Genomic DNA, 23,580 nt, shown 5'->3' on the forward strand with positions numbered 1-23,580 from the left:
AATGGATATCGAACAATTACATGCTTATTGTTTAAAAAAGCACAAGGCAACAGAAGATTTTCCTTTTGATGAGGATACTCTAGTGTTTAAGGTACTAGGAAAAATGTTTGCTTTGATTTCGCTTGAAAAATGGGAAGCCGGCCAAAAGGCCATTAGTCTAAAATGTAATCCCGAATATGCCGTTGAACTTCGAGAACAGTATGATGGACTTATTGTTCCTGGGTTTCATTTGAATAATAAACATTGGAATACAGTATGCCTAAACGGAGAGATTCCGGCTCCTCTGGTTTTAGAGCTTATCGATCATTCATACGATATGGTTGTAAAGGCAATGCCTAAAAAGCTCAGGGAACAATTGTAAAATTGTATTTCATAAAGTAATTGTATGATTACAAGGTGTTAACATTTAAAATGTTAATTTATTATTGTATATTAGTAAGACAAATCTTCATTTGAACATAGCTGTCCCCAGACTTTTTTTAAGACTTCCCCCAAAAGTTTGGTTGTCCCAAATTGAGTTTTTTAAGAATTTTTTGTTGTCAATATAGTAATCTTAAAACTTAATTAATTATGAAAACGACCAATCGGATGATGCTACTTGTAGCATTGCTGCTATTTGTAGGAATGGGCATGGTATATGCTCAAGAAACCACTGAAAGACCCCAGTATGTAACCGTTACCACGATGCATTGGAACATGGATCTGAAAGACTTTAAAATGGATGAATGGAAAGCCGTTGAAAAAGAGTTTCTAGACAAGGTTACCAGTAAAAATGAGCATGTGGTGGGAGCCGGATTTTACATGCATAGAATGACTCCGGACAATACAGAATTATTGTATGTTCAGGCTTTCCAAACCTGGAACGATATTGATCTGGCCGCCAAACGCAACCAAGAACTTATCGAAGCTGCTTGGCCTTCTGAAAATTCGAGGGATTCATATTTTGAAAAGAGAAATAAATACTATTCACCTTATCATTCTGATGAAATTTATGCCACTATGCCCAATGCCAAATTGTTCAATGATGATAACATGACCGAGGACAAAATCTTGTATGTTAGAACAGGGCATTTTGCCTACCCAAAGGATGGAAACAGTGAGGAATTTAAAAAGGCATTTGATGACTATGTGTTGAACGTGTTCCATAAGAACGAATACATCAAGGGGTATTACCCCAATGCGCACGCATATGGGGCAGACAGAACGGTTTTTGTAGAGGCCTTTTATTTAGATTCTATGGCAGATTTAGAAAAAATGTATGATAGAAACGAAGAGCTTTATAAAGCCTATTGGAAGGATGAGGCCGCGAGGAAAAAAATGAATGAAATGGGAGATAAGTACTTTACTCCAGTACACAGCGACGCCATTTACACTGTTGTTGCCGGTTTACGAAAGTAACCATGATTAAACTTTTGTTGTAAAAAGGAGCTTTTTAAAAGCTCCTTTTTTTATTAAACACTATTTTTGTGGAAATCAAAATTGAAACCATGGGAGTATTACAGACATTACAGGAAAGAAGCAACAATACATGTGAATTGTGTGGGGCCACAGAGCATTTAAGTCAATATACTATTCCACCTTCCTTGAATGAAAATGTTGCCAACGATGTATTGGTTTGTAAAACCTGTCTAGACCAAATTGAAGGCAATGAAGAGATGGATGCTAATCATTGGAGATGTTTAAACGATAGTATGTGGAATGAAAATGTTGCTGTACAAATCATAGCCTGGAGAATGTTGCAACGCTTACGCAGTTATGGTTGGCCACAAGACCTGTTGGATATGATGTATTTGGATGATGAAGCTTTGGCATTGGCAAGAGCTACGGGAGAGGATGAGGATGAAAGCAACAAAATTGTACATCGCGATGCCAATGGGGCGATTTTACAGGCTGGTGATTCTGTGGTATTGATTAAAGATTTAAAGGTGAAGGGCTCCAGTATGGTGGCCAAACAGGGAACTGCAGTGAGACGTATTTCTTTAGATCATGAAAATGCTGAGTATATTGAAGGTAAGGTAGACGGGCAACAAATCGTGATCATCACCAAATATGTAAAAAAGCTATAATCAATCCTCATCTTTTTTTCGGTTGAAAAATCCAAAACCGAAGGGAAGTATCAAAAATAGGAAGAAGAACTTTCCGGTAATGACGCCGTATAGGGTAATCAGTAATGCAATGCCCAAAAGGATGTAAAGGTGTTTGTTTTTCATGCAGAATCTGATGTTTTGCTGGCTTTGAGATTACTTTTTTATGCTTTTGAAATAAATTCAGCTTAGCTGTTTTCAATGGTCTAACGTAAGTCGTTCAAAATAATATGCAATATATTACAATCAGAAATTGAAAGACTCCCTATATGGATTCCCATTGTTAGAGTTGTATATAAATCCTAAATTAGTGCAAAAGTTCAAATGGGCTGTTTAAAAGCTCATTTGAAGTTGTCCTCAATGTATTCATGCAAATTGAGGAACTGGTCAAAAGATGCAGGGATATTAGTATGATTACAGGAAAAAACTATATAGGAAATAAACTCTCAGGGGAAGGAACTACAATTTATAAAACCTTCAACCCACAGCTAAATATTGAAAATCCAGTTGAATTCAGCGAAGCTACCCAACAAGAGATTGACCAAGCTGTAACCTTGGCAAACGAAGCGTTTAAAACTTTCAGAACCATTTCAGGAGTTAAAAAAGCAGCGTTTTTAAATGCCATAGCGGATGAAATTTTGAGTTTGGGTGATGCGCTCATCCAAATGTACTGTTCAGAATCTGGCCTGTCTGAAAGTAGAGCTGAGGGTGAACGGGCTAGAACCATCTGGCAATTAAATTCTTTCTCTGAATTATTGAAAGAAGGTGGTTGGGTAGAGGCTTCCATAGATACAGCCATTCCAGATAGAACACCCAACCCGAAACCCGATTTACGAAAGATGTTAGTGCCTATTGGGCCTGTGGTCGTTTTTGGAGCCAGTAATTTTCCTCTGGCTTATTCCACGGCAGGAGGGGATACGGCTGCCGCGTTGGCTGCTGGTTGTCCTGTGATTGTGAAATCCCATCCCATGCATTCGGGAACAGGTGAGTTGGTGGCTTCTGCAGTAATTAGGGCTGCCGAAAGAACGGGCATGCCCAATGGAGTCTTTTCAAATTTGAATAGTAGTGGTATTGAAGTTGGAGTGCAATTGTTAAAGCATCCTTCGATTAAGGCTGTTGGGTTTACAGGAAGCATCAAAGGAGGCAGGGCCTTGTTTGATTTGGCATCCAAACGTCCAGAGCCAATACCGGTGTTTGCTGAAATGGGAAGTATTAACCCTGTAGTGTTGCTACCTCAAGCTTTGGAGGAAAGGGCAGAGAGTTTGGCGAAAACCTATGCCAATTCGGTGACTTTGGGAACGGGGCAGTTTTGTACCAATCCAGGCTTGATTTTAGGGATTAAAGGAAGTGGGCTGGACAATTTCATCCACACACTTTCCGAAGAAATTTTAAAAATAGAACCTTCCTGTATGTTGCATCCCAGTATCAAGGGAGCCTATGATAGGAATAAAGAAGTAGCCATTCAACAAGATGGTTTGAAGGTGATGGCAAATCATGAAGATGAGGCGCAAGTTAATTATGCACAACAAGCAGTAACCACAGTCGAGGGCGCAGTATTTTTAGAAAATCCTACCTTACATCAAGAGGTGTTTGGTCCTTTTACAATGGTGGTGCAATGTGATAATGTCGCACAGTTGGAGATGCTTATTCTGAAATTGGAAGGACAGTTAACAGGAACTTTGATTGCTGAGGATGAAGAAGCGACTAAGTATCCACAGATCATTTCAGCATTACAAAATAGAGTGGGGCGTTTGATTTATAATGGCGTTCCAACGGGAGTTGAGGTTTGTCCGTCCATGGTGCATGGTGGGCCTTACCCAGCTTCTACCGATAGCCGATTTACAGCCGTGGGCGTGAATTCCATTAAACGTTGGGTGCGTCCGTTTTGCTTTCAGAATTGGCCCGATCAATTGTTGCCCGATGCATTGAAGAATGACAATCCGTTGAATATTACACGACTCATCAATAATATCCAAACCAATAGAAAATTGTAGTATGAATTGTAAATATTTTAGCCTCTTTTTAATAGTTACGCTTTTAGGTTGCCAAAAAGAATCAAGCACAGTGAGCCAAATTCCAAAAGCCAAACAGGAGCTGGATACTATTATCAAGCACTGTGAAGCGCATAAAGGCTATGACGAAAACACATATCCCTTGGGGCTCTATACCAAAGCCTACTATCAAGCCGAGGCTGAATTTGCCCAATCGCAACTTGAGGCTTTAAATGCTTTGGATGTTTCAGGTTTGAAAGAGACAGATCGAATTTCGGCAGCATTACTGAGTTTCCAACTTCAGGATATTATAGATTATTATGAATTTGAGCAGTATCTCAATCCTTTGTTATCGGATACGGGATTCCATGCCAATTTAACTTATGAAGTAAGACCCTTTACCAATTATGAGCAGGTGAAGGACTACTTAAATAAGTTGAATGCCATTCCAGAATTTGTTGATCAACACTTTGAAAACCTTAGGGAGGGCTTAAAAAAAGGTGTGTCTCAGCCTTTAGTGATTTTTAAGGGGTACGAGTCTACTTATAACGATAATATTGTTGAGAATGTTGAGGACAGTTATTATTATTCGCCTTTCAAAAACCTACCGAATGGTTTAACAGTTCAACAAAAGGATTCCGTATTGAAAGCAGCCCAAGCGGCTATTGAAATGAATGTGATTCCTCAGTTCAAACGTATCAAGACCTTTTTTGAAACCGAATATTTACCAACCACGAGAACCTCATTAGGAGTGTCCGAAACACCAAACGGTCAAGCTTTTTATCAAAATAGAATCAATTATTATACGACAAGCACTGAATATACAGCGGAGGATATTCATGAAATCGGGTTGAGTGAAGTGGCAAGAATCAAGGCCGAAATGGAACAGATTATTTCAGATTTGAACTATAAAGGAAGCTTCGCAGACTTTTTAAAATTCTTAAGAACCGATCCGCAATTTTATGCCAAAACTCCGAGGGAACTGTTGATGATTGCTCGCGATATGTCCAAGCGTATCGATGCCCAATTGCCGAGGTATTTTAAAACCTTGCCTAGAAAACCTTATGGTGTGGCAGCAGTGCCCGATGCTATTGCTCCAAAGTATACCACTGGACGTTATATTGGTACTTCCAAGGAAAGTACAGATCCCGGTTATTATTGGGTAAACACCTATGACTTGCCAAGTAGAACCTTGTATACACTTCCGGCATTAACGGCTCATGAGGCCGTTCCGGGGCATCACTTGCAGGGCAGTTTGAACAACGAACTTGGAGATAGCATTCCAAAGTTTAGAAGGGATTTGTACCTATCGGCTTATGGAGAAGGTTGGGGATTGTATTCAGAATTTTTGGCCGATGAAATGGGGATTTACACGACACCTTATGAGGAATTTGGAAAATTGACCTATGAAATGTGGCGCGCCTGTAGGTTGGTGGTGGATACTGGAATTCATGCCAAGGGTTGGACCCGCGACCAAGTGGTAGATTATATGGCGGTCAATACAGCCTTGTCCCTGCATGAAATCAATACCGAAACGGATAGATATATTTCTTGGCCAGGGCAAGCCCTTTCCTATAAAATGGGAGAACTTAAGATTAGGGAACTACGGCACAAGGCTGAAGGAGAATTGGGAGCTAAATTCAATATTAGGGATTTCCATGAGGTAATTTTGGAACAGGGGACTGTTACCTTGGCCATTTTGGAAACTCGGGTGAACAACTATATTCAAAAGGTAAAGACCCTAAAATAGCAATCAGTTTTTTTGAAGATGGGCAAAGATGTCATTGTAATAGGCGGAGGTATTATAGGTCTGTGTTCGGCTTACTATCTTCATAAAGAAGGGCATCAAGTAACCGTGGTGGATCAATCCAATATGGATGGAGGAGCTTCTTATGTCAACGCCGGTTATCTGTCTCCCAGTCATATTGTGCCGCTGTCTGCACCGGGTGTCATGAAGCAGGGCCTAAAATGGATGTTTGATCCTACAAGTCCGCTATATATAAAACCCAGGTTGGATTTAGATTTTCTCAAATGGGCCTATGCTTTTAATAAAAGCTGTAATTCTATGCATGTTCAAAGGGCAATTCCTGTTATCAAGAAGATTTCTTTGATGAGCCAAGAGCTTTATAAAGATATCAGGACTTCTGAAAGATTCAAGTTTCAATTGGAACATAAAGGTTTGTTGATGTTGTGCCAAACAGAGAAGATGTTGGAAGAAGAAATCCACTTGGCACAGTTGGCTATAAAGGAAGGTCTGGATGCTTCTGAAGTTAGTTTGAAGGAATTGAAATCTTTAGAGCCCAAGGTTGAAATGAATGTCATTGGAGGGACTTACTATAAATGCGATTCGCATAGTACCCCTCATGAGTTTATGACTGAAATGAAAACTTATTTGAACAACGTCGGGGTGCAATTTCTGTTAAATGAAAAGGTGGAGGACGTCACTATGTCTGGTTTAAAAATTACCCAGATCCATACTTCAAACCAAAGTCTAAAAGCCGATGAATTTGTTTTGGCGGCAGGCTCTTGGAGCCCCTTGTTGACTAAAAAAATAGGACTAAACTTGTTGCTTCAAGCAGGTAAAGGTTATCGTATTAATACTGATAGGAAGACCGGCATAAGCACTCCTGCAATTTTGGCGGAATCTAAAGTAGCTGTTACTCCTATGAATGGATTTACACGGTTTGCAGGAACCATGGAAATTGCTGGTATCAACAATAACATTAATGAGGTTCGGACCAATGCCATTGCTCAGGCTGTACACCAATATTACCCTAATATTAGTCTAAGCAAATCTGAAATAAGGGAGGCTGCTTCTGGGCTAAGGCCTGTAACCCCAGATGGTCTTCCTTATATAGGCAAATCTTCAAAATGCCACAATTTAACCATCGCGGCAGGTCACGCCATGATGGGCTGGACCATGGGCACAGGGACAGGGAAATTGATTTCTGAGATCGTTTCTGAAAAACAGTTGTCAATGTCCGTATCCTCTTTTTCTCCTGATAGAAAACATTGATTTACAATATCTTAATATAAAAATAATAGGTTTGGTTTGCCTTTTTCATGTTGTCTAAGGTTGTTGCATTTGGTCGAAAATAATAGATAGTTAGGTTTTAAATATTGATATTTACCTGTGAGTCAACTGATTAATAGCCCCAGTTTATTTTTTAACCTTTAAAACCTAATTGTTATGAGTCTAAGAATTACTAGTTACAACAACTTCTTTAAAGTTAAAGGAGCTCTTACCAAAAGAACCGTTCACTTATTCCATTCCGAATTTCACAATGTTTTTGAAAGAATCAACGCTATGACCTTGAGTATCGAAGGTGTTGAGGAAATCGATAAATATGGTATTCAAGCTTTGTTGAAATTGCATAATGAAGCCCTGGACAGAGGAAAGAATCTTTCCATTATCGGGATGGGCTGCGAGGGTTTGTATAATCACTTCAAATCAGAACAGGCTGCAGTGGCCTAATTAGCTTAGGGTTTTCTTTTGGTGCTTGAAAAAGGCGTCGGCCTGTAATTGCATCAATTCTCTAGCTTTTTTACGCTTGTAGGCATAGAGGTCTTCCTCTTCTGCAATATCACTGTATACTTTATTGTTAATGGCTTTGTCTGTTTGCAATAACATAGCACGCTCGTTTACCTTTTGCGTTACCCATGATTTGATGGCGGTTTCTGCATCTTCCAATTTGAAATCATATTCGCCTTGAGGAGAAATGAGTTTGGCAAAAATGGGAGCCGTTTCTATGGCCAAAAAAAGCAGGAAGATAAAAAACGATGGGAGCCAAGGAAGCTCCCCCAAGGCGTTTACTCTTGCCATGAGGCCGTCAAAGCCGTCGATGATGGGTTGTGAGTCGCTGACTTGACTGTTGTAATTAGCCTTTAACTGAACTATTTCCGATTCTAAATTTGAAATTTTAAGCGCATTGTCTGTTTTTAGTTGTTGTAATTCGGCTAAAGCGGCATCGTGCTTTTCACGTTTTTCTTTATACACAGGACCTTTACCTAAAAGCTTGGTGCCCGCTGTTCCTTCAGCTTCGGAGATGTAGGTGTCGTAAAGAGCATTCACCTCAGTTTCTTTAGTGGTAATTTGCTCCTGCAGGTTCTTGATAGAACTTTCTAGCTCCGTGATTTTTGGAGTGTACTGTTCTGCAATTTGATTTTGGTTATTGAGAGTCAAAGTATTCTTCTGCTCCAATAATACTTGATTGATTTCCTTTTCAAAGATTTTTAGTTCCAGTGGTTTTGAAATCACTACCGCAATAATGATGGCCAAAATAATTCTTGGAGTGGCCTGAAGGAATTCGTCAACCGCACTTTTTCTTTTTTTGATGGTCGACACAATAAAGCGGTCCAGATTAAAAATGAGCAATCCCCAGATGAGGCCAAAGAAAATAGAGGCGTAGAGGTTGTCAAAAACAGTAAAAAGGGCATAAGCCGAAGCAATAAAGGCCATGACAGCTGTAAAAAATACCGTAGCACCAATACCGGCGTATTTGTTCTGCTCTCCCGAAGAGCAGGTTTCCAAAATATCGCCATCGGCGCCTGAACAGATGATGAAAAACTTTTTTAACATAACGTGTTTGATTTTGATTGATAGACTATTAGAACGTGAAAAGTGAAGAAATGTTACAAAAAAAGACTTCAATTATTTGAAGCCTTTTTTCTTAAATTTATATGAGGTCTCTTCAGACCTTATCAATCCAAAACTGTAATGACAATTGGATAGTATTTTGTTAGACTGCTAGAAGATTTTACATCGAAAATAATAACCTTGTCATCTTTCTCTGCTTCCAGTAGATATTGCTTTGTAATATCATTCAATGTATTGCTGGAGATAGATTGGGTAGGTTTACCTGGAAATTTTATTCTAAAGCTCAAAAAACTGGCGTCTTCAACTGAGAGGATTAAATTTTTGATGTCTTTTTTGACCATTTCTGTCGGACCAGTTTTTTTACCATTGATAAGTGCATAGGTGGTTTGGTGCGACGAATCACTTTCCGTTTCAAAACTGCTACATAAGGTTGTTTTCAGGGCACCTTTAGATCTTAATACATCCAAGATATGTTCAGCATAATTTCTATTCGATTTCGGATCTGTTTTTATAGAAACATGTAGATGTTTGTTTTTTGCCAATAGAGCTTCAATTTCTTCTAGGCTTATGGTTTCATCATTTTGGATAAGGTTTCCTTTTTCATCAAGGTAAAGGTCTAATGAGTTTAAATTTTCTTCTTCAGAACTTTGCGTTGCAACGACTTCATTTTTTGTACTAAAACCATAGGTGGTAAGTGTAACCATAGGAAGGATTAATAATGCTAGAATCCATGTTTTTGTTGATGAGGTGTTGGTTTTCATAACTGTAAAACGTTTTTTGATTAATAAATAGTTGATAGATGATGCCAATTGAAAATTGGATTGTTTTGTGGTATAGCTAAGTAGCAGATTTTGATAGCTTTTAGGATTGTATCCTTGGTTGAGAACGCCGCGATCGGCTAAAAATTCATGGTTTAATTTAATATCTCTTTTGAACAGGTAAATAATAGGGTTGAACCAAAATACAACCATGGCAAACTCTACCAATAAATTGTCGATACTGTGGCGTTGCGTAACATGAATTTGTTCGTGGGTAAGAATTTCATTTGGGATTTTATGTGAGTTGAAAGCATCTCCTTCAATGAAAATATATTTTAAAAAGGAATGAGGAACGGTGCCAATTGGCATTAGTACATAAATCCAATCTTTTTGCGTTAATTGTTCATTGGTCTTTATTTGCTTCGCAATTCTGAAAATGTTCCATAGAAATTTGAAAGTAAAGAATAGGACTCCCAAACCGTAAATACACCAAATAATAGAGGAAGACCAATTGGTTGTATTTTCTTGTGGTATATTGTTGTTTATAGGTATGATTTCCAATAGAGGTAAATCTGTAGGAGAAGTTTGTTCGATGTATGTTGTAAACGTTATGAAGGGTATGGCAAAAGGAATGATCAAACTAGCCAACAGATAATATCTTTTGAACGTATGAAAGCTTTCCTTCTCTAAAAATACTTTATAGAACACTATAAATATTAAGAGGCAAGCAGACGAGTTGATAAGATAATGCATCATGTTATTTCTTTTTGATTTCGTTATCTATTAAGGCTTTTAAGTCTTCCAATTCTTCCTTGGTCAAGTCTGTTTCTTGAGTGAAAAAGGAAGCGAATTGAGAGGCGCTGTCATTAAAAAAATTCTTTATAAGTCCTTTTACGTGTGTAGAGAAGTAGTCTTTCTTTTTAATTAAAGGATAATATTGACGTGACTTCCCATAGGTATGATACGCTATGACACCTTTGTCGGTCATTCGTTTCAGCAAAGTAGCGACTGTTGTCTTTGCGGGTTTTGGTTCTGGGTAGGCATCTAACAAATCTTTCATAAATGCTGTTTTGAGTTCCCATAGGTAATTCATCAAATCTTCTTCGGCATTGGATAACTTCATGTTCTATGTTTTTAGAATTAGTTCTACTAATGTAGAATAAAAAAATGAAATACCAAATTCTGAAAATAGAAAAGTTCATTTAATACCCTATATTTGGTTCGAACACTATCTCAAATAAAATGAATAAGTTGCGTTTAAGTGTATTGGGGATCTCCTTATGCACTATGGTGGCCCTTGGGCAATCGGAGGCTGATATTGTTAATCAGTTGAATTTGGATTCCTTGGTTTTAACCGTGAATGAATTTTCTGGGGAACAATCTACCGAGGTCTTTGGAAACACTGTTACAATTCTCAATCGAGAACAGGCCAATAATGATACGGCGGCCGATTATCTAAAACAGAAATTTGAACAGTGGGACAATCTAACTATTACAGACCAAGCGTTCAATGCCAATGGTAGAAACATTATCGCCACTCAATTAGGTACAACCAACCCAGACGATATTTATATTATTTGTGCACATTATGATAGTGTGGCCGATTATTGTGCAGATGATAATGCAAGTGGAGTGGCTACTATTTTGGAAATTGCGAGGATTCTATCTTCTCAATGTTTGGAGAATACTTTAGTTTATGCGCTTTGGGACGAAGAAGAAAATGGATTGCAGGGATCTGGTTATTATGCCAATTTAGCTTCTGAAAATGGCGATAATATTCTTGGCGTTCTCAATATCGATATGATGGGCTATGATGGCAACAATGATAACCATTTCGACATTGATGTTCGAGATTTCGGAAATTCTTTGAGCATGTCCGATGATATTGTAGCATTGCTTTCCACCTATGATTTTGATTTGAATGAAAATGTAGTAAATCCTGGAACTTTAGCCAGCGATCATTCTAGGTTTTGGGACGAAGGGTTTACCGCTGTCTTAATAGGGGAATCTTGGGAAACCAATGATCAAACGCCTTATTACCATTCCTCTTTGGATAGAATATCGACATTGAATCTGCCTTACTATCACGAATTAGCAAAATTGATCATGGCCTATATGGTCTCCAAAGGAGGATTGACAGGAGTAGATTCTGGCATCACTCAAACAGAGTCCGTGTTAACGGTAAATGAAACAGGAGCTACCTATCAATGGTATGATTGTGATAACAATACGTCAATCGATGGCGCCGTATTCCAATCGTTTATGCCTAGTGAAGATGGAAATTATTCCGTTGAAGTAACCAATGGTGATTGCATTGAATTTAGTGAATGCATTTCATTTAATACCTTGGGAATGGATACCTTTTTGGAGTCCGAAGTTCAGTTGCATCCCAACCCTGTTTTCGATATTCTGAATATTGAAGTGGCCGTTGAGGAAACAACAACCCTGAAGCTTTATGATATTGGCGGGAAGTTGGTCTTGGATTCAGAGATGAAAACCAATCCATCCCAAATTGGTTTGAAACATCTTTCTAAAGGAATCTATCTATTAGAAATTCATTCAGGAAAGAAATCCGGTATGTATAAAATTGTAAAGAAATAAAAGTTACCTAGGATATAAAAAAAGGTCTAAACTGAATTTTAAGTTTAGACCTTTTTTAGTGTTATTTAGAAAGTTCTGTAAAGTATTTGTAGAACAACGGAATGGTTTCAATACCTTTTAGGTAATTCCAAACTCCAAAATGTTCGTTAGGAGAGTGGATGGCATCGCTGTCCAAACCAAAGCCCATTAAAATGGTCTTGCTTTTCAGCTCCTGTTCAAACAAAGCAACAATAGGAATACTTCCGCCGCTGCGTTGTGGAATTGGCGTTTTTCCAAAGGTATCGCTATAAGCTTTACTGGCGGCTTGATAGCCAATGCTGTCAATAGGCGTTACATAACCTTGACCACCGTGATGTGGCGTCACTTTTACTTTTACGCCAGCAGGAGCAATGCTTTCAAAATGACTTTTGAATAGGTCTGTGATTTCTTTCCAGTCTTGGTTTGGTACCAATCGCATGGAGATTTTAGCGTAGGCCTTGCTGGCAATAACCGTTTTAGCACCTTCACCAATATAACCTCCCCAAATTCCGTTCACGTCTAGGGTAGGTCTGATGGAATTACGTTCATTGGTGGTGTAGCCTTCTTCTCCATAAACAGCATCGATGTCCAGTGCTTTTTTATAGTTTTCCAAAGAAAATGGTGCTTTGGCCATTTGGGCACGTTCCTCTTTGCTTAGTTCTTCCACTTTGTCATAAAACCCAGGAATGGTAATATGGTTGTTGTCGTCATGAAGCGAGGCAATCATTTTGGTAAGCACGTTGATGGGGTTGGCCACCGCACCACCATACAAACCAGAGTGTAAATCTCTGTTTGGACCGGTAACTTCAACTTCAACATAGCTTAAACCACGAAGTCCAGTTGTGATGGACGGCACATCTTTTGCAATCATTCCTGTGTCGGAAATTAAAATCACGTCGTTTTTCAATTTTTCGTGATTAGCCTTTACAAAATCCCCTAGGTTTTCACTTCCAACTTCCTCTTCACCTTCAATCATGAATTTTACATTACAGGGCAACTGATTGGTATTGGTCATGAATTCCATGGCTTTCACATGCATGTACATTTGACCTTTGTCGTCGCAAGCACCTCTTGCAAAAATGGCACCTTCTGGGTGGAGCTCGGTAGTTTTAATAACCGGTTCAAAAGGAGGGGAGGTCCATAACTCTAATGGGTCTGGTGGTTGCACATCGTAGTGACCGTAAACAAGTACGGTTGGCAAGTTTTTATCAATTATTTTTTCTCCGTAAACAATAGGATAGCCATTGGTCTCACAAATTTCTACTAAATCGCAACCAGCTGCTTCCAATTGTGTTTTTACAGCTTCGGCAGTACTTAGTACGTCCTTTTTGTATGCGGAATCGGCGCTAATTGACGGAATTTTAAGGAGTTCGATGAGCTCGCTTAGAAAACGGTCTTTATGCTGATTCACGTAAGATTGAATGTTTTCCATAATTAAATTTGAATTTGATTCAAAAATACAAAAAGCAGAGCGATTTTTTCTTGAAAGAAAGGTTTGTATATTCAAAGTTATTTATATATTTGCATCCCGAAACTAAGACTTATTGCGGGCGTGGTGGAATTGGTAGACACGCTAGACTTAGGATCTAGTGCCGCGAGGTGTGGGAGTTCGAGTCTCCCCGCCCGCACAATAAGCGAAAAGCTTCTCAGAAATGAGAAGCTTTTTTTATTTGCATTCTCTTCCTAATGATTTAAATCATTTTATCCCACCAATTATTAGTATATTTTAGAATTGGAAATTATGAGCTATGAAAGCAATATGTTTCTTTTTAGGTGCCTGTCTTTTGGTCTCTTGCGGGAGCGATGACGAAAAAACGCTTCCCAAAAAGCAAGATCTTACCGAGGCAGTGTACTCTTCTGTGGTCATTCAACCGGACAGCCTGTATGAGGCATATGCTATTGTTTCTGGTATTTTGGAAGACAATTTGGTGGAAGAAGGGCAGAAAGTTTCTAAGGGTGATAAAATCATTCAAATAACCAATAATGCACCTGAGTTAAATTCTCGAAATGCGAAATTGGCCCTCGATTTGGCTAAAGATAACTACAATGGAAGTGCTGCCGTATTGCTGGGGATTAAAGAGGAAATTGCGGCTGCCCAATTGAAATATAAGAATGATTCCATTAATTTTTTCAGGCAAAAAAATCTTTGGGAACAGAATATTGGCTCAAAATTGGAGTATGATACCAAGGAACTTAATTACCAACTTTCAAAAAATAACTTGCAATTGCTGCAAAGTAGGTATGATCGTACCAAAAATGAATTGCAAACAGCGCTAAAGCAGGCTGAAAATAATTATAAAACTTCCCTAATCAATACCACGGATTTCACCATTAAAAGTGAAATAAACGGCATGGTGTACGCACTTTATAAAAACAAGGGGGAGATTGTAACTACTATGGAGCCCATGGCTTCTATTGGGAGCGCCGATGATTTTGTGATTGAAATGTTGGTGGATGAGGTGGATATTGTAAAAATAGAATTGGGTCAAAAGGTTATTGTGAGTTTGGATGCCTATAAAGGAGAGGTTTTTGAGGCTAGCGTGTCCAAAATTTTGCCAAAAAAGGATTTGCGAAACCAAACATTCACAGTTGAAGCAGAATTTGATCGTTTGCCTAAGAAGTTATACTCCGGATTATCTGGAGAAGCCAATATTATCATTAGGGAAAAGGAAGCGGTGCTTACCATTCCAAAATCTTATTTGACGGATAAGGGAGAAGTAAAAACGGATAACGGTCTTGTTGCTGTAAAAACCGGTCTGGAAAATCTTGAATCTGTTGAAATTTTGGAAGGCATAAATGCCGATACGGCAATATACAAACCAGATGGCAATTAACTGGAAGGTCATATTGGCCATTGCGAAAACGCATCTGCTGAGTAAGATCAAACAGACTTCCGTGGCAGCACTTGGGGTGACTTTTGGCATTGGTGCATATATTACCTTGGTCTGTTTTATGACAGGTTTGAATAAAATGTTGGATGGCTTGATTTTGAATCAAACCCCACATATCCATATCTATAGTGAAATTGAACCCTCTAAAGAACAGCCAATTGCATCCTATGAAACTTTGGAGAATAGTTTTAAGGTAGTCCATTCCATAAAACCGAAGCAAAGCCAAAAAAAGATTCACAATGCCCTGCCGATTATGGCCTATATCAACAAGGACAAACGGGTGAAAGGTGCTATTCCACAAATAAAATCCAATATATTTTATATTTCAGGGTCCATTGAGCTTGGTGGAAATTTGAGAGGGGTGGAACCTCTGGAAGAAGCGCGTTTATTCGACTTTCAAAATTATGTGGTTAAGGGAAGTCACGAAGATTTGCACAAGGTAGATAATGGTATTTTATTGGGGTCTGGAATTGCCAAAAAGATGTCTCTAAAACTGGGAGACAAAATTCAGGTCAGTACGATCAAAGGAGATGTGTTCCCTTTGAAAATTGTTGGGATTTATCAAAGTGGCTTGGCTGAGGTGGACGACATTCAAAGTTTTGCGACCATTAAAACGGTGCAGCGTATTTTAGGCGAAGCCGAGAATTACATCACCGATATCAATGTGAAGCTTTACAATATTGAGGATGCTTATAGTATGGCTCAAGAAATGGAAAATCAATTTGGTTTAAAAGCGGTGGATATCAAAACAGCCAATGCCCAGTTTGAGACGGGCACCTCCATTCGGAATTTAATTACCTATGCGGTTTCCATTGCGCTCTTGATTGTGGCTGGTTTTGGGATTTATAATATCCTAAATATGTTTATTTATGAAAAGATGAATGACATCGCCATTTTAAAGGCAACTGGATTTTCTGGGAAGGATGTGCAATATATTTTTATGTGTCAGGCGCTGATTATTGGTCTAGTTGGAGGTTTGTTGGGGTTGCTTGTTGGGTTTGGCCTCACCAGTTTGATTGATACCTTGCCTTTTGAAACTGAAGCGCTCCCAACCATCGAGACCTTTCCCGTGAATTTCGATCCTTGGTTCTACGTCATAGGAATTTCCTTCGCGTTAGTCTCTACCTTTTTTGCGGGTTATTTGCCATCCCGAAAGGCTAAAAAGATAGATCCGGTTAAAATAATTAGAGGTCAGTAATGAGTACAGTTCTGGAGACAAAAAATATCAATAAATACTTTAGGAAGCCCGTGTTATTTCATGTGCTGAAGGATATTAATATGTCAATAAAGAAGGGGGAATTTACTTCTATTATTGGGAAATCTGGCTGTGGAAAGTCAACTTTGTTGTACATCCTGTCAACTATGGATACGGAATATGAAGGAGAGCTTTATTTGAACAATGAATTGGTGACTGGACAGCATCATAACAAGTTGTCCTACTTAAGAAATAAGCACATTGGCTTTGTGTTTCAGTTTCATTATTTGTTGTCTGAATTTTCTGTTTTGGAGAATGTCATGTTGCCAGCAAAAAAATTAGGTGAGAAGACTTTGGAAGAAATCGAACATGATGCTAGAAACAAGTTGGAAATCCTCAATATAGGGCATTTGGCTGATAAAAGAGCCTCTAGAATTTCAGGGGGTGAAAAGCAGCGTGTGGCCATAGCTAGGGCTTTAATCAATAATCCGTCTATTATTTTGGGTGACGAACCCACGGGAAATTTAGATAGTCACAATTCCGAAAATGTATTCAATGTGTTCAAGCAGCTTTGCGATGAACAAGGCCTGTCTCTTTTGATTGTTACTCATGATGAGGATTTTGCAAAAAAGACAGACCGAATTATCACTATGAGTGATGGTGTGATTATTTCTTAAGGCGTTTCGCTTTTCAAGGTTAGTTTTCCTGTTTTTAAACCTTTCCCGCTTACCGTTAATTCGATGTCTCCAGCTTGGGCTGTGGATTGCACCAAAACAACCAATTTTCCACTGAATAATTTCATGGTTGGTAAATGAAATAGCTCAAGGGAAGTGGCATCGCCATTACAGGCAGCACGGTATGTGCCTTTGCCTTTTACTTTAAAATCTAATTGATTGGTAGCGGTAGGGCATGGAATGCCATTTTTGTCTACAACAGATACGGTTACAAAAGCGATGTCCTCATCGTTGGCTTTGATGGTTTTTACATCGGGCTCTAAAATTAATTGATAAGGCTTGCTTGCCGTTTTGATTTCTTTTTCCGCAGCAGCGTTTCCGTGTTCATCAAGAGCTACAACTTTTAAGGTGCCTGGTTGGTATTTGACATCTTTCCACATTAAACGGTACCGGTTTTGGTGTGTTGAGGAATCCTTTTTTTGAATACCAAGGCTTTTTCCGTTTAGGAATAATTCCGCACTGTCATAACTCGTATACACAAATACGGGGGTGATGTCTCCTTCGCGCCCTTCCCAATTCCAGTGAGGGAGTATGTGCAACGTTTGATTTTCGGTGTTCCATCTACTTCTGTAAAGGTAGTAGCGGTCTTTGGGTAAACCGGCCAAATCATTAATACCGAAATAAGAACTTCGGGAAGGCCAAGCTTCATCATATGGCGTGGGCTCTCCTAAATAGTCAAAACCAGTCCAAACAAACTCTCCAATGACCCAAGGTTTGTCATCCTGAAGTACAAAATCGTCGTCAGGCAAATTGGACCAGCTACAATATTCCAAATCGTAGGAAGAAGATTGAAAATCTGGGTAGGTTTTCATACTGGTAATTTCCACGGGGAATTTGTAAATACCACGAGAACTCACTGTCGAGGCTGTTTCGGAACCCAAAATAAATCCTTGAGGAAAGGTTTCGTAAGCTTCTTCATAAAGGTGCACGCGATAGTTTAAACCAGGAATGTCCATGATGGCTCCAAAGCCGTTTTCCATGACGGCTTTTACTTGGTCCATCCCAACCGTGACAGGGCGTGTTGGGTCTTCTCTGTGAAAAATATCTTGTAACCACTTAGCGCGTTTTACACCCTCCGAGCCCCATTGGTCTGGCACTTCGTTTCCAGAACTCCACATGACGATTGATGGATGGTTCCTAGTGGCTCTTACTAAATTCACCACGTCTTTTTCGGCATAGTCATCAAAATAGAGATTATACCCGTTTTCCACTTTTGGTTTTTTCCATTCGTCAAAACTTTCCGCTAAAAACATAAAACCCATTTCGTCGCAAAGTTCCAATTGTTCCATGGAAGGCATATTGTGTGAACTCCTAATCGCGTTGCATCCCATATCTTTTAAAATGCGCAATTGTCGTCTTAAGGCGGAAGTGTTCACGGCAGCTCCCAATGGTCCTAAATCATGGTGTAAACAAACGCCTTTAAATTTGGTGGTTTCACCATTTAGGCTAAATCCAGTGTTGCGATCGTAAGCAATGCTTCTCACTCCAAATCGGGTGGTGATTTCATCTTTAAGAACATCTCCTGCGTATAATTTGGATACGGCAGTGTATAAATAAGGGGTTTCGGGGCTCCATAAGTTGGGGTGTTCCAAAGCAATATTTTGGTCAAATTCATTGCCATATAAAGTTTCGGAAGTGTTTGAGGCAACGGTGGTTCCGTTGGCGTCTAAAATATCGGTTACCAAGTGTAGTTGTGCTCCGGAAACTTTTGTTTTGATATTTACTTTGGCCATTTGGTCTGTAATCATTGGAGTTGTAATGTATGTACCCCAATGGTCAATGCTCTGTTTGTCTTTTACAATGATTTGAACTTTTCGGTATAAGCCGGCACCTGGATACCATCTGGAGGATAGTCCCTTATTGCTGAGTTTTACAGCAAGTGTGTTCGTTTTTGAATTGGAAATATGTTCGGTAATGTCAAAGTAAAAATACGCGTAGCCGTATTTCCATTCGCCTACTTTGGTGCCGTTGATAAAGACTTCCGGTTCGCTCATGGCTCCTTCAAAGGTAATCAATACTTTTTTGTTTTGGTCAGCATTTGGAAGTGTAAATGTGGTTCGGTACCAAGCTTCTCCGATATATGGAAGGGAGCCTGTACGCCCCGTTTTTTCAGTAGCTACGGTTTCGCCATTTTGTTCAATAGCGACTACTTGTTTGTCGATTTCCTTATCAAAAGGACCGTAAATAGCCCAATCATGTGGTACGGTAACTTCTTCCCATGAATTGTCATTGTATTTAGGAGAAATCGCTTCTGGATGATGTCCTTTGTTGAATTTCCATCCATCTGTTAAGGTAATAACCTCTCTCGTTTGTGCGTTAAGAGCGGTTTGAAACATAATTGCTATCAGGATGAGCGATATATATTTAATGCTGAATTTCATTTTGAAAGTGTATTAATGATTGTAAAACTGCATGCCTAAAGTGGCTTTGTTGCTGTGGTCAAAAAGTGTGGCGTTATCCCAATGGGAGCCTTGTCCCCATAATGTTGAGCAGTTGGTGGACACCCAAGCTGGTTCCCAATAAATGAGGCCTTCTCCGCCGGCATTTTCTATGATGGTGATTAATTGATTGAGATAATCCAATTGTCCTTGTTGTGTGGCCGGATATCCTGAAATTAGGGCGTCTTCTCCTAAAATATTGTTGGCGGTATCGGCGTTGGTTAAAGTAAATGGATAAGCGGTTTCAACAATCATAAGGCGTTTGTTGTAGGTGTTGATGAGGGTGTTCAATGGAGTTGATACATTGTTAAGTGTGTACTCAGACCAAATAGGGTAATATGACAATCCAATCCAGTCGAAATCGGTAACGCCATTTTGTGTGGCCTGTTCAAACCACCATAGGGCATTTTCTGGTTGAGCTATGTGGAGCATCACGCCAATTTCTTTTTCCTTGGCCTCGGAAATTGCTCTTACCGCAGCAATCCCTTTGTTTAGTAAATAGGAATTTCTATCCCAATCTATAGGCCAAACCAAATCGCCATGTTGTAGAATCATTGGGTTGATTTCATTGCCTATTTGTACAATTTCTGGGAGTAAATTCAAGTTGGATAAGGTTTCAAGGGTATTGTAGGTGTAGTTGTAGACCAATTCACCTAAAGCAGTGGTGTTATCTATCTCGTCCAACCAAGCGGCTGGGATTTCCTGTGTCTCTGGATCTGCCCAAGTGTCGGAATAATGGAAATCCAATAGAACGTCCATGCCCAGTGATTTTGCGCGTTGAATAGTGATTGTAACATCCTCTAAATTGGAATAGTTGGTCCAAGTTGGGTTTTGCCAAAGTCGAACCCTAACCAAATTGGTTCCTGCATTTTTGAAAATCGTGAAAGGGTCTTGAGTTTGGCCATCACTGTTTTTATAAACCGCACCGCAATCTTCCATTTCATTCACATAGGATAAATCGGCACCGTAGTAAAAAGTCTCGTTTTCTGGAGGCGTAATAATGCCGTCGTCTGTATTGTCATCGTTGGAATCACTTGAGGAACAGCTTGCCAAAACAATAGATAATGTCAAGAGTATGTGTAGGGCATTTTTTATCATTGTCGTAATTTTAAAGATAAGTGATTGTAGTATTGGTGATTGAGTGATTAAATTTCTGCTAAATTACAAAATTTGTCTTAAGATACCATACCAGTACCTACCAGTTTTTGTATCTTTGCGGTCTATGAGTTTGATATCGGTTAAAGATCATATAGGAATTCCTAAGTACAAGCAGATTGTGTCTTCGGTAGAAGATGCTTTGGCAGCTGGTCTTTTGAAGAAAGGCGACCGTTTGCCATCTATAAATAGTGTGCGAAACAAGTTTGATCTGTCTCGAGATACGGTGATGATGGCTTTCAATGAATTGAAGCGAAGAGGTATTGTAGAGTCGGTGTCTGGGAAGGGCTATTACATCAAGAGTGAGAATATCAACGTGTCTCAAAAAGTGTTTTTGCTGTTTGACGAGCTAAATGCTTTTAAGGAAGATTTGTACAATGCCTTTGTAAACAATCTTGAGGAAGGTATTCAAGTGGAAATTTTCTTTCACCATTTCAGTTATGAAGTCTTTTCAAAATTGATTCAAGATAGTTTGGGTAGCTATCATTATTATGTCATCATGCCTGCAAATTTGAAAGGAACGGAGGATGTAATTGATATTTTGCCAGAGGACAAAGTTTATATTTTGGATCAGTTGCCAAAGGAATTAAATAGTTTTCCTTCCATTCATCAGAATTTTGAAAAAGACATTTTTGATAGTTTGATGGAAATCAAAGAACAGCTTCAAAAGTATCACAAGTTGGTATTGCTTTATTCTGAAACCAAGCAGCCAAAAGGCATGTTGAAAGGCTTTCAGAAGTTTGCTCAAACTAGTGGGGTGAATACTGAAGTGATTTCAACTTTGGAGAATCAAGAGATTGAAAAAGGAGAAGTGTATCTGGTGTTGGACGATCAAAATTTGATCATCCTTATAAAAAAACTGAAGGAACTTCAAATGGAAGTGGGCAACGATGTTGGAGTGATTTCCTATAATGAAACCTTGCTTAAGGAAATTGTGGAAGGCGGTATCACCACCATTTCTACCGATTTTAAGGAAATGGGCAAACGTTTGGCGGAAATGATTGTTAAAAACGAAAAAGAGAACATAGAAAACACCAGAAGGTTAATCATAAGAAATTCATTATAAAGGGTAGTAAGATGTTTGTAATAAAGCATATAAAGGAGAATGGGGCTAGCGTTTTGGAAATCAGAAATGCTGATAAAGCCTTGTTAGCATTGATCAATTTGAAGTCGGGAGGAACTTTGGATGTGCTGGAATTGGAAGGCGCAAAGATTATTTCCAATGAAGGCGCTTTGCCGTTTGCATCGTCTGTTTTGTTTCCTTTTGCCAATAGAATAGCTAAAGGTCAATACACTTTTGAAGGAGAAACGTACCAATTGAAAAAGGGAGGGGTAGACCCCAATAATGCCATCCATGGTTTGATTTATGACAAAGAATTTGAGGTGGTTAATCAAGAGGTTACTAGTGAAAAAGCTACGGTAAAAATGAGGTGTGAGCAAGCTGCTCCTCAAGAAGGATTTCCGTTTTTGTATGCCGTGGAGCTAACATATGCAGTAAGCAATACAGAATTGACATTGACTATTGATGTTGAAAATATAGGTACTCAGGCCTTTCCATTTACCTTAGGTTGGCATCCTTATTTTGAGTCCAGTAATCTGGGAGAAAGTCAGCTTTTAATGGACTGCCAAGGGAAGCTAAAGGTAGATGCGTTTATGATTCCTGTGGAAAAGGAAGCATTGCAATTCCCTTCAGAATTACAAATTGGCGGGCAGCAGTTTGACGATTGCTTCCTTTTGGGAGATACCACCGTAGGCTTTAAAACACCCGATTATCACATTGCAATTGCAACCACTTCAAAAGAAAATTATTTGCAGGTATATACGCCTCCCGGAAGAAAAGCCATGGCCATAGAACCACAAACAGGACCTGCCGATAGCTTCAATAGTGGGATGGGTTTACAGACTTTGCAACCTCAGGAACGATATAATTTAAGTTGGAACATACAAAAGATTGGATAGATGAATACAGAATTGATTACGGCAATACAGGATACTTTTAAAGAAAAGTTTGGAGACAATTATTTAATGGTAAGTTCTCCGGGAAGGATAAATTTAATTGGAGAACACACCGATTATAATGAAGGCTTTGTGTTTCCGGCAGCTATCGATAAAGGCATTATCACGGCCATTGGAAAAAGTGATTCCGAGACCTGTTCGGCGGTGGCTTATGATTTGAAGGAGCAGTTTGAGTTTACATTGGATGAGGTTGAGGCCATTCCAAAAGGGAACTGGAGAAATTACATTTTGGGTGTGGTTGGGGAGTTGCAAAAGAAAGGCATTGAAGTGCCTCCTTTCAATGTTGTTTTTGGGGGAGATGTTCCTAATGGGGCAGGTTTATCCTCTTCCGCAGCCTTGGAAAACAGCATCGCTTTTGGATTGAATGAATTGTTTGGTCTGGGGCTTACAAAGCACGAAATGATTTTGGTATCCCAAAAGGCAGAGCATAACTATGTAGGCGTACGCTGTGGAATTATGGATCAGTTTGCCAGTATGTTTGGAGAAGAAAATCAAGCCTTGTTGTTGGATTGTAGAACACAAACCGCAACATTCTATCCAATAGATTTTAAGGATTATGAATTGATGCTTATCAATTCCAACGTGAGCCATAACCTTGTGGAAAATGAGTATAACGATAGACGTCAGGTGTGCGAACATGTAGCACAATTGCTTGACGTTCCTTTTTTGCGTGATGCCACCGAAGAAGATTTGTTGAAAGTCAAATCGCAACTTTCCGAAGCCGATTATCAAAAGGCGCTTTATGTGGTTCAAGAGAATGACAGGGTGATGAAATTTGCCAAAGCCATCGAAGACAATGATGTGGAGCAGTTGGGAACATTTCTTTTGGAAGCTCATCAAGGCATGCAGCACCAATTCAAAATTAGTTGTGACGAATTGGACTTTTTGGTAGAACAGGCCAAAGCGCATCCAAGTGTGGCCGGTGCTAGAATGATGGGAGGCGGTTTTGGAGGCTGTACCATCAATATTGTAAAAAAGGATGCTTTGGAAGATTATGCCAAAACGGTTACCGAAAACTATAAAAACACCTTTGGGATTGACTGCAGTGTACACTTTGTAAAACTGTCTCAAGGAACACATTTAATAAACTAAAATCAAAATA

General features: G+C 39.2%; 21 protein-coding genes and 1 tRNA gene. 15 read left to right on the plus strand and 7 right to left on the minus strand.

Translation table 11 applies throughout. The features are described from left to right. Window position 1: 1 nt before the first annotated feature. From ZA05_RS06710 to ZA05_RS06720, 3 genes are all read left to right on the plus strand, one after another. On the plus strand, window positions 2-361 hold the full coding sequence (locus ZA05_RS06710) for an MmcQ/YjbR family DNA-binding protein (RefSeq protein WP_053990908.1): 360 nt from the start codon (window positions 2-4) through the stop codon (window positions 359-361). A gap of 209 nt (window positions 362-570) precedes the next feature. After that, entirely contained in the window at window positions 571-1,398 is an 828-nt protein-coding gene (locus tag ZA05_RS06715; protein WP_157514576.1) for a hypothetical protein, read from the plus strand. A gap of 89 nt (window positions 1,399-1,487) precedes the next feature. Next, window positions 1,488-2,066: an alkylphosphonate utilization protein gene (locus tag ZA05_RS06720; RefSeq protein ID WP_053991045.1), complete on the plus strand. Its 579-nt coding sequence runs from the start codon at window positions 1,488-1,490 to the stop codon at window positions 2,064-2,066. Here the strand turns inward: ZA05_RS06720 and ZA05_RS18325 are convergent, their stop codons facing one another. Then, a complete protein-coding gene (locus ZA05_RS18325) occupies window positions 2,067-2,210 on the minus strand; it encodes a hypothetical protein (RefSeq protein ID WP_197276058.1) in 144 nt (47 codons plus the stop codon). It abuts the gene before it with no gap. 284 nt (window positions 2,211-2,494) lie between these two features. Here ZA05_RS18325 and ZA05_RS06725 point away from each other — a divergent pair, with 284 nt between their 5' ends. From ZA05_RS06725 to ZA05_RS06740, 4 genes are all read left to right on the plus strand, one after another. Beyond that, window positions 2,495-4,078, plus strand: coding sequence for an aldehyde dehydrogenase (NADP(+)) (locus tag ZA05_RS06725; RefSeq protein ID WP_053991046.1), 1,584 nt, complete (start codon window positions 2,495-2,497; stop codon window positions 4,076-4,078). Between the two features lies 1 nt (window position 4,079). Then, a complete protein-coding gene (locus ZA05_RS06730; protein WP_053990910.1) occupies window positions 4,080-5,825 on the plus strand; it encodes a DUF885 family protein in 1,746 nt (581 codons plus the stop codon). Between the two features lie 18 nt (window positions 5,826-5,843). After that, window positions 5,844-7,091 (plus strand): FAD-binding oxidoreductase, encoded by a 1,248-nt coding sequence (locus ZA05_RS06735; protein ID WP_053990911.1) that lies wholly within the window; start codon window positions 5,844-5,846, stop codon window positions 7,089-7,091. Window positions 7,092-7,265: 174 nt separating this feature from the next. After that, on the plus strand, window positions 7,266-7,550 hold the full coding sequence (locus ZA05_RS06740; protein WP_053990912.1) for a lipid asymmetry maintenance protein MlaB: 285 nt from the start codon (window positions 7,266-7,268) through the stop codon (window positions 7,548-7,550). Here the strand turns inward: ZA05_RS06740 and ZA05_RS06745 are convergent, their stop codons facing one another. From ZA05_RS06745 to ZA05_RS06755, 3 genes are all read right to left on the minus strand, one after another. Then, window positions 7,551-8,654, minus strand: coding sequence for a DUF4407 domain-containing protein (locus ZA05_RS06745; RefSeq protein ID WP_053990913.1), 1,104 nt, complete (start codon window positions 8,652-8,654; stop codon window positions 7,551-7,553). A 122-nt stretch (window positions 8,655-8,776) separates the two neighbouring features. Beyond that, window positions 8,777-10,186, minus strand: a complete 1,410-nt coding sequence (locus tag ZA05_RS06750; protein ID WP_082333702.1) for a M56 family metallopeptidase — start codon at window positions 10,184-10,186, stop codon at window positions 8,777-8,779. Between the two features lies 1 nt (window position 10,187). Next, window positions 10,188-10,553, minus strand: a complete 366-nt coding sequence (locus ZA05_RS06755; protein WP_053990915.1) for a BlaI/MecI/CopY family transcriptional regulator — start codon at window positions 10,551-10,553, stop codon at window positions 10,188-10,190. A 119-nt stretch (window positions 10,554-10,672) separates the two neighbouring features. On the opposite strand from ZA05_RS06755, the gene ZA05_RS06760 reads away from it, so the two are divergent. Further along, the gene (locus ZA05_RS06760) at window positions 10,673-12,031 is read left to right on the plus strand and encodes a M28 family peptidase (protein ID WP_082333703.1); all 1,359 of its coding nucleotides are present in this window, start codon (window positions 10,673-10,675) and stop codon (window positions 12,029-12,031) included. 61 nt (window positions 12,032-12,092) lie between these two features. Here the strand turns inward: ZA05_RS06760 and ZA05_RS06765 are convergent, their stop codons facing one another. Next, complete coding sequence (locus tag ZA05_RS06765; protein WP_053990917.1) at window positions 12,093-13,481, minus strand: dipeptidase; 1,389 nt, start codon at window positions 13,479-13,481, stop codon at window positions 12,093-12,095. A gap of 114 nt (window positions 13,482-13,595) precedes the next feature. Here ZA05_RS06765 and ZA05_RS06770 point away from each other — a divergent pair. The 4 genes from ZA05_RS06770 to ZA05_RS06785 all read left to right on the plus strand — a co-directional run bounded on the left by ZA05_RS06770 (window position 13,596) and on the right by ZA05_RS06785 (window position 16,812). Next, window positions 13,596-13,677: transfer RNA gene (locus tag ZA05_RS06770), tRNA-Leu, on the plus strand. 120 nt (window positions 13,678-13,797) lie between these two features. After that, the gene (locus ZA05_RS06775) at window positions 13,798-14,883 is read left to right on the plus strand and encodes an efflux RND transporter periplasmic adaptor subunit (RefSeq protein WP_053990918.1); all 1,086 of its coding nucleotides are present in this window, start codon (window positions 13,798-13,800) and stop codon (window positions 14,881-14,883) included. Next, window positions 14,873-16,138 carry an FtsX-like permease family protein gene (locus tag ZA05_RS06780; protein ID WP_053990919.1) on the plus strand — a complete coding sequence of 422 codons (1,266 nt, stop codon included), beginning with the start codon at window positions 14,873-14,875 and terminating at the stop codon, window positions 16,136-16,138. Before ZA05_RS06775 ends, ZA05_RS06780 begins: the two co-directional genes overlap by 11 nt. Next, window positions 16,138-16,812, plus strand: a complete 675-nt coding sequence (locus ZA05_RS06785; RefSeq protein WP_053990920.1) for an ABC transporter ATP-binding protein — start codon at window positions 16,138-16,140, stop codon at window positions 16,810-16,812. The genes ZA05_RS06780 and ZA05_RS06785 overlap by 1 nt, the downstream gene beginning before the upstream one ends. Here the strand turns inward: ZA05_RS06785 and ZA05_RS06790 are convergent. Then, window positions 16,809-19,250, minus strand: a complete 2,442-nt coding sequence (locus ZA05_RS06790) for a DUF4982 domain-containing protein (protein WP_053990921.1) — start codon at window positions 19,248-19,250, stop codon at window positions 16,809-16,811. The two genes, ZA05_RS06785 and ZA05_RS06790, sit on opposite strands and share 4 nt — an antisense overlap. A gap of 12 nt (window positions 19,251-19,262) precedes the next feature. Further along, window positions 19,263-20,405: an arabinogalactan endo-1,4-beta-galactosidase gene (locus tag ZA05_RS06795; RefSeq protein ID WP_053990922.1), complete on the minus strand. Its 1,143-nt coding sequence runs from the start codon at window positions 20,403-20,405 to the stop codon at window positions 19,263-19,265. Between the two features lie 124 nt (window positions 20,406-20,529). On the opposite strand from ZA05_RS06795, the gene ZA05_RS06800 reads away from it, so the two are divergent. Genes ZA05_RS06800 through galK form a run of 3 tightly spaced genes read left to right on the plus strand, consistent with a single transcriptional unit; the run spans window position 20,530 to window position 23,570 of the window. Further along, on the plus strand, window positions 20,530-21,528 hold the full coding sequence (locus tag ZA05_RS06800; protein ID WP_053990923.1) for a GntR family transcriptional regulator: 999 nt from the start codon (window positions 20,530-20,532) through the stop codon (window positions 21,526-21,528). Between the two features lie 11 nt (window positions 21,529-21,539). Then, entirely contained in the window at window positions 21,540-22,421 is an 882-nt protein-coding gene (locus ZA05_RS06805; protein ID WP_053990924.1) for an aldose 1-epimerase, read from the plus strand. After that, on the plus strand, window positions 22,422-23,570 hold the full coding sequence (gene galK / locus ZA05_RS06810; protein WP_053990925.1) for a galactokinase: 1,149 nt from the start codon (window positions 22,422-22,424) through the stop codon (window positions 23,568-23,570). Window positions 23,571-23,580 lie beyond the last annotated feature (10 nt).

Source organism: Mangrovimonas sp. TPBH4 (genome assembly GCF_001280505.1).
Classification (GTDB): domain Bacteria; phylum Bacteroidota; class Bacteroidia; order Flavobacteriales; family Flavobacteriaceae; genus Mangrovimonas_A.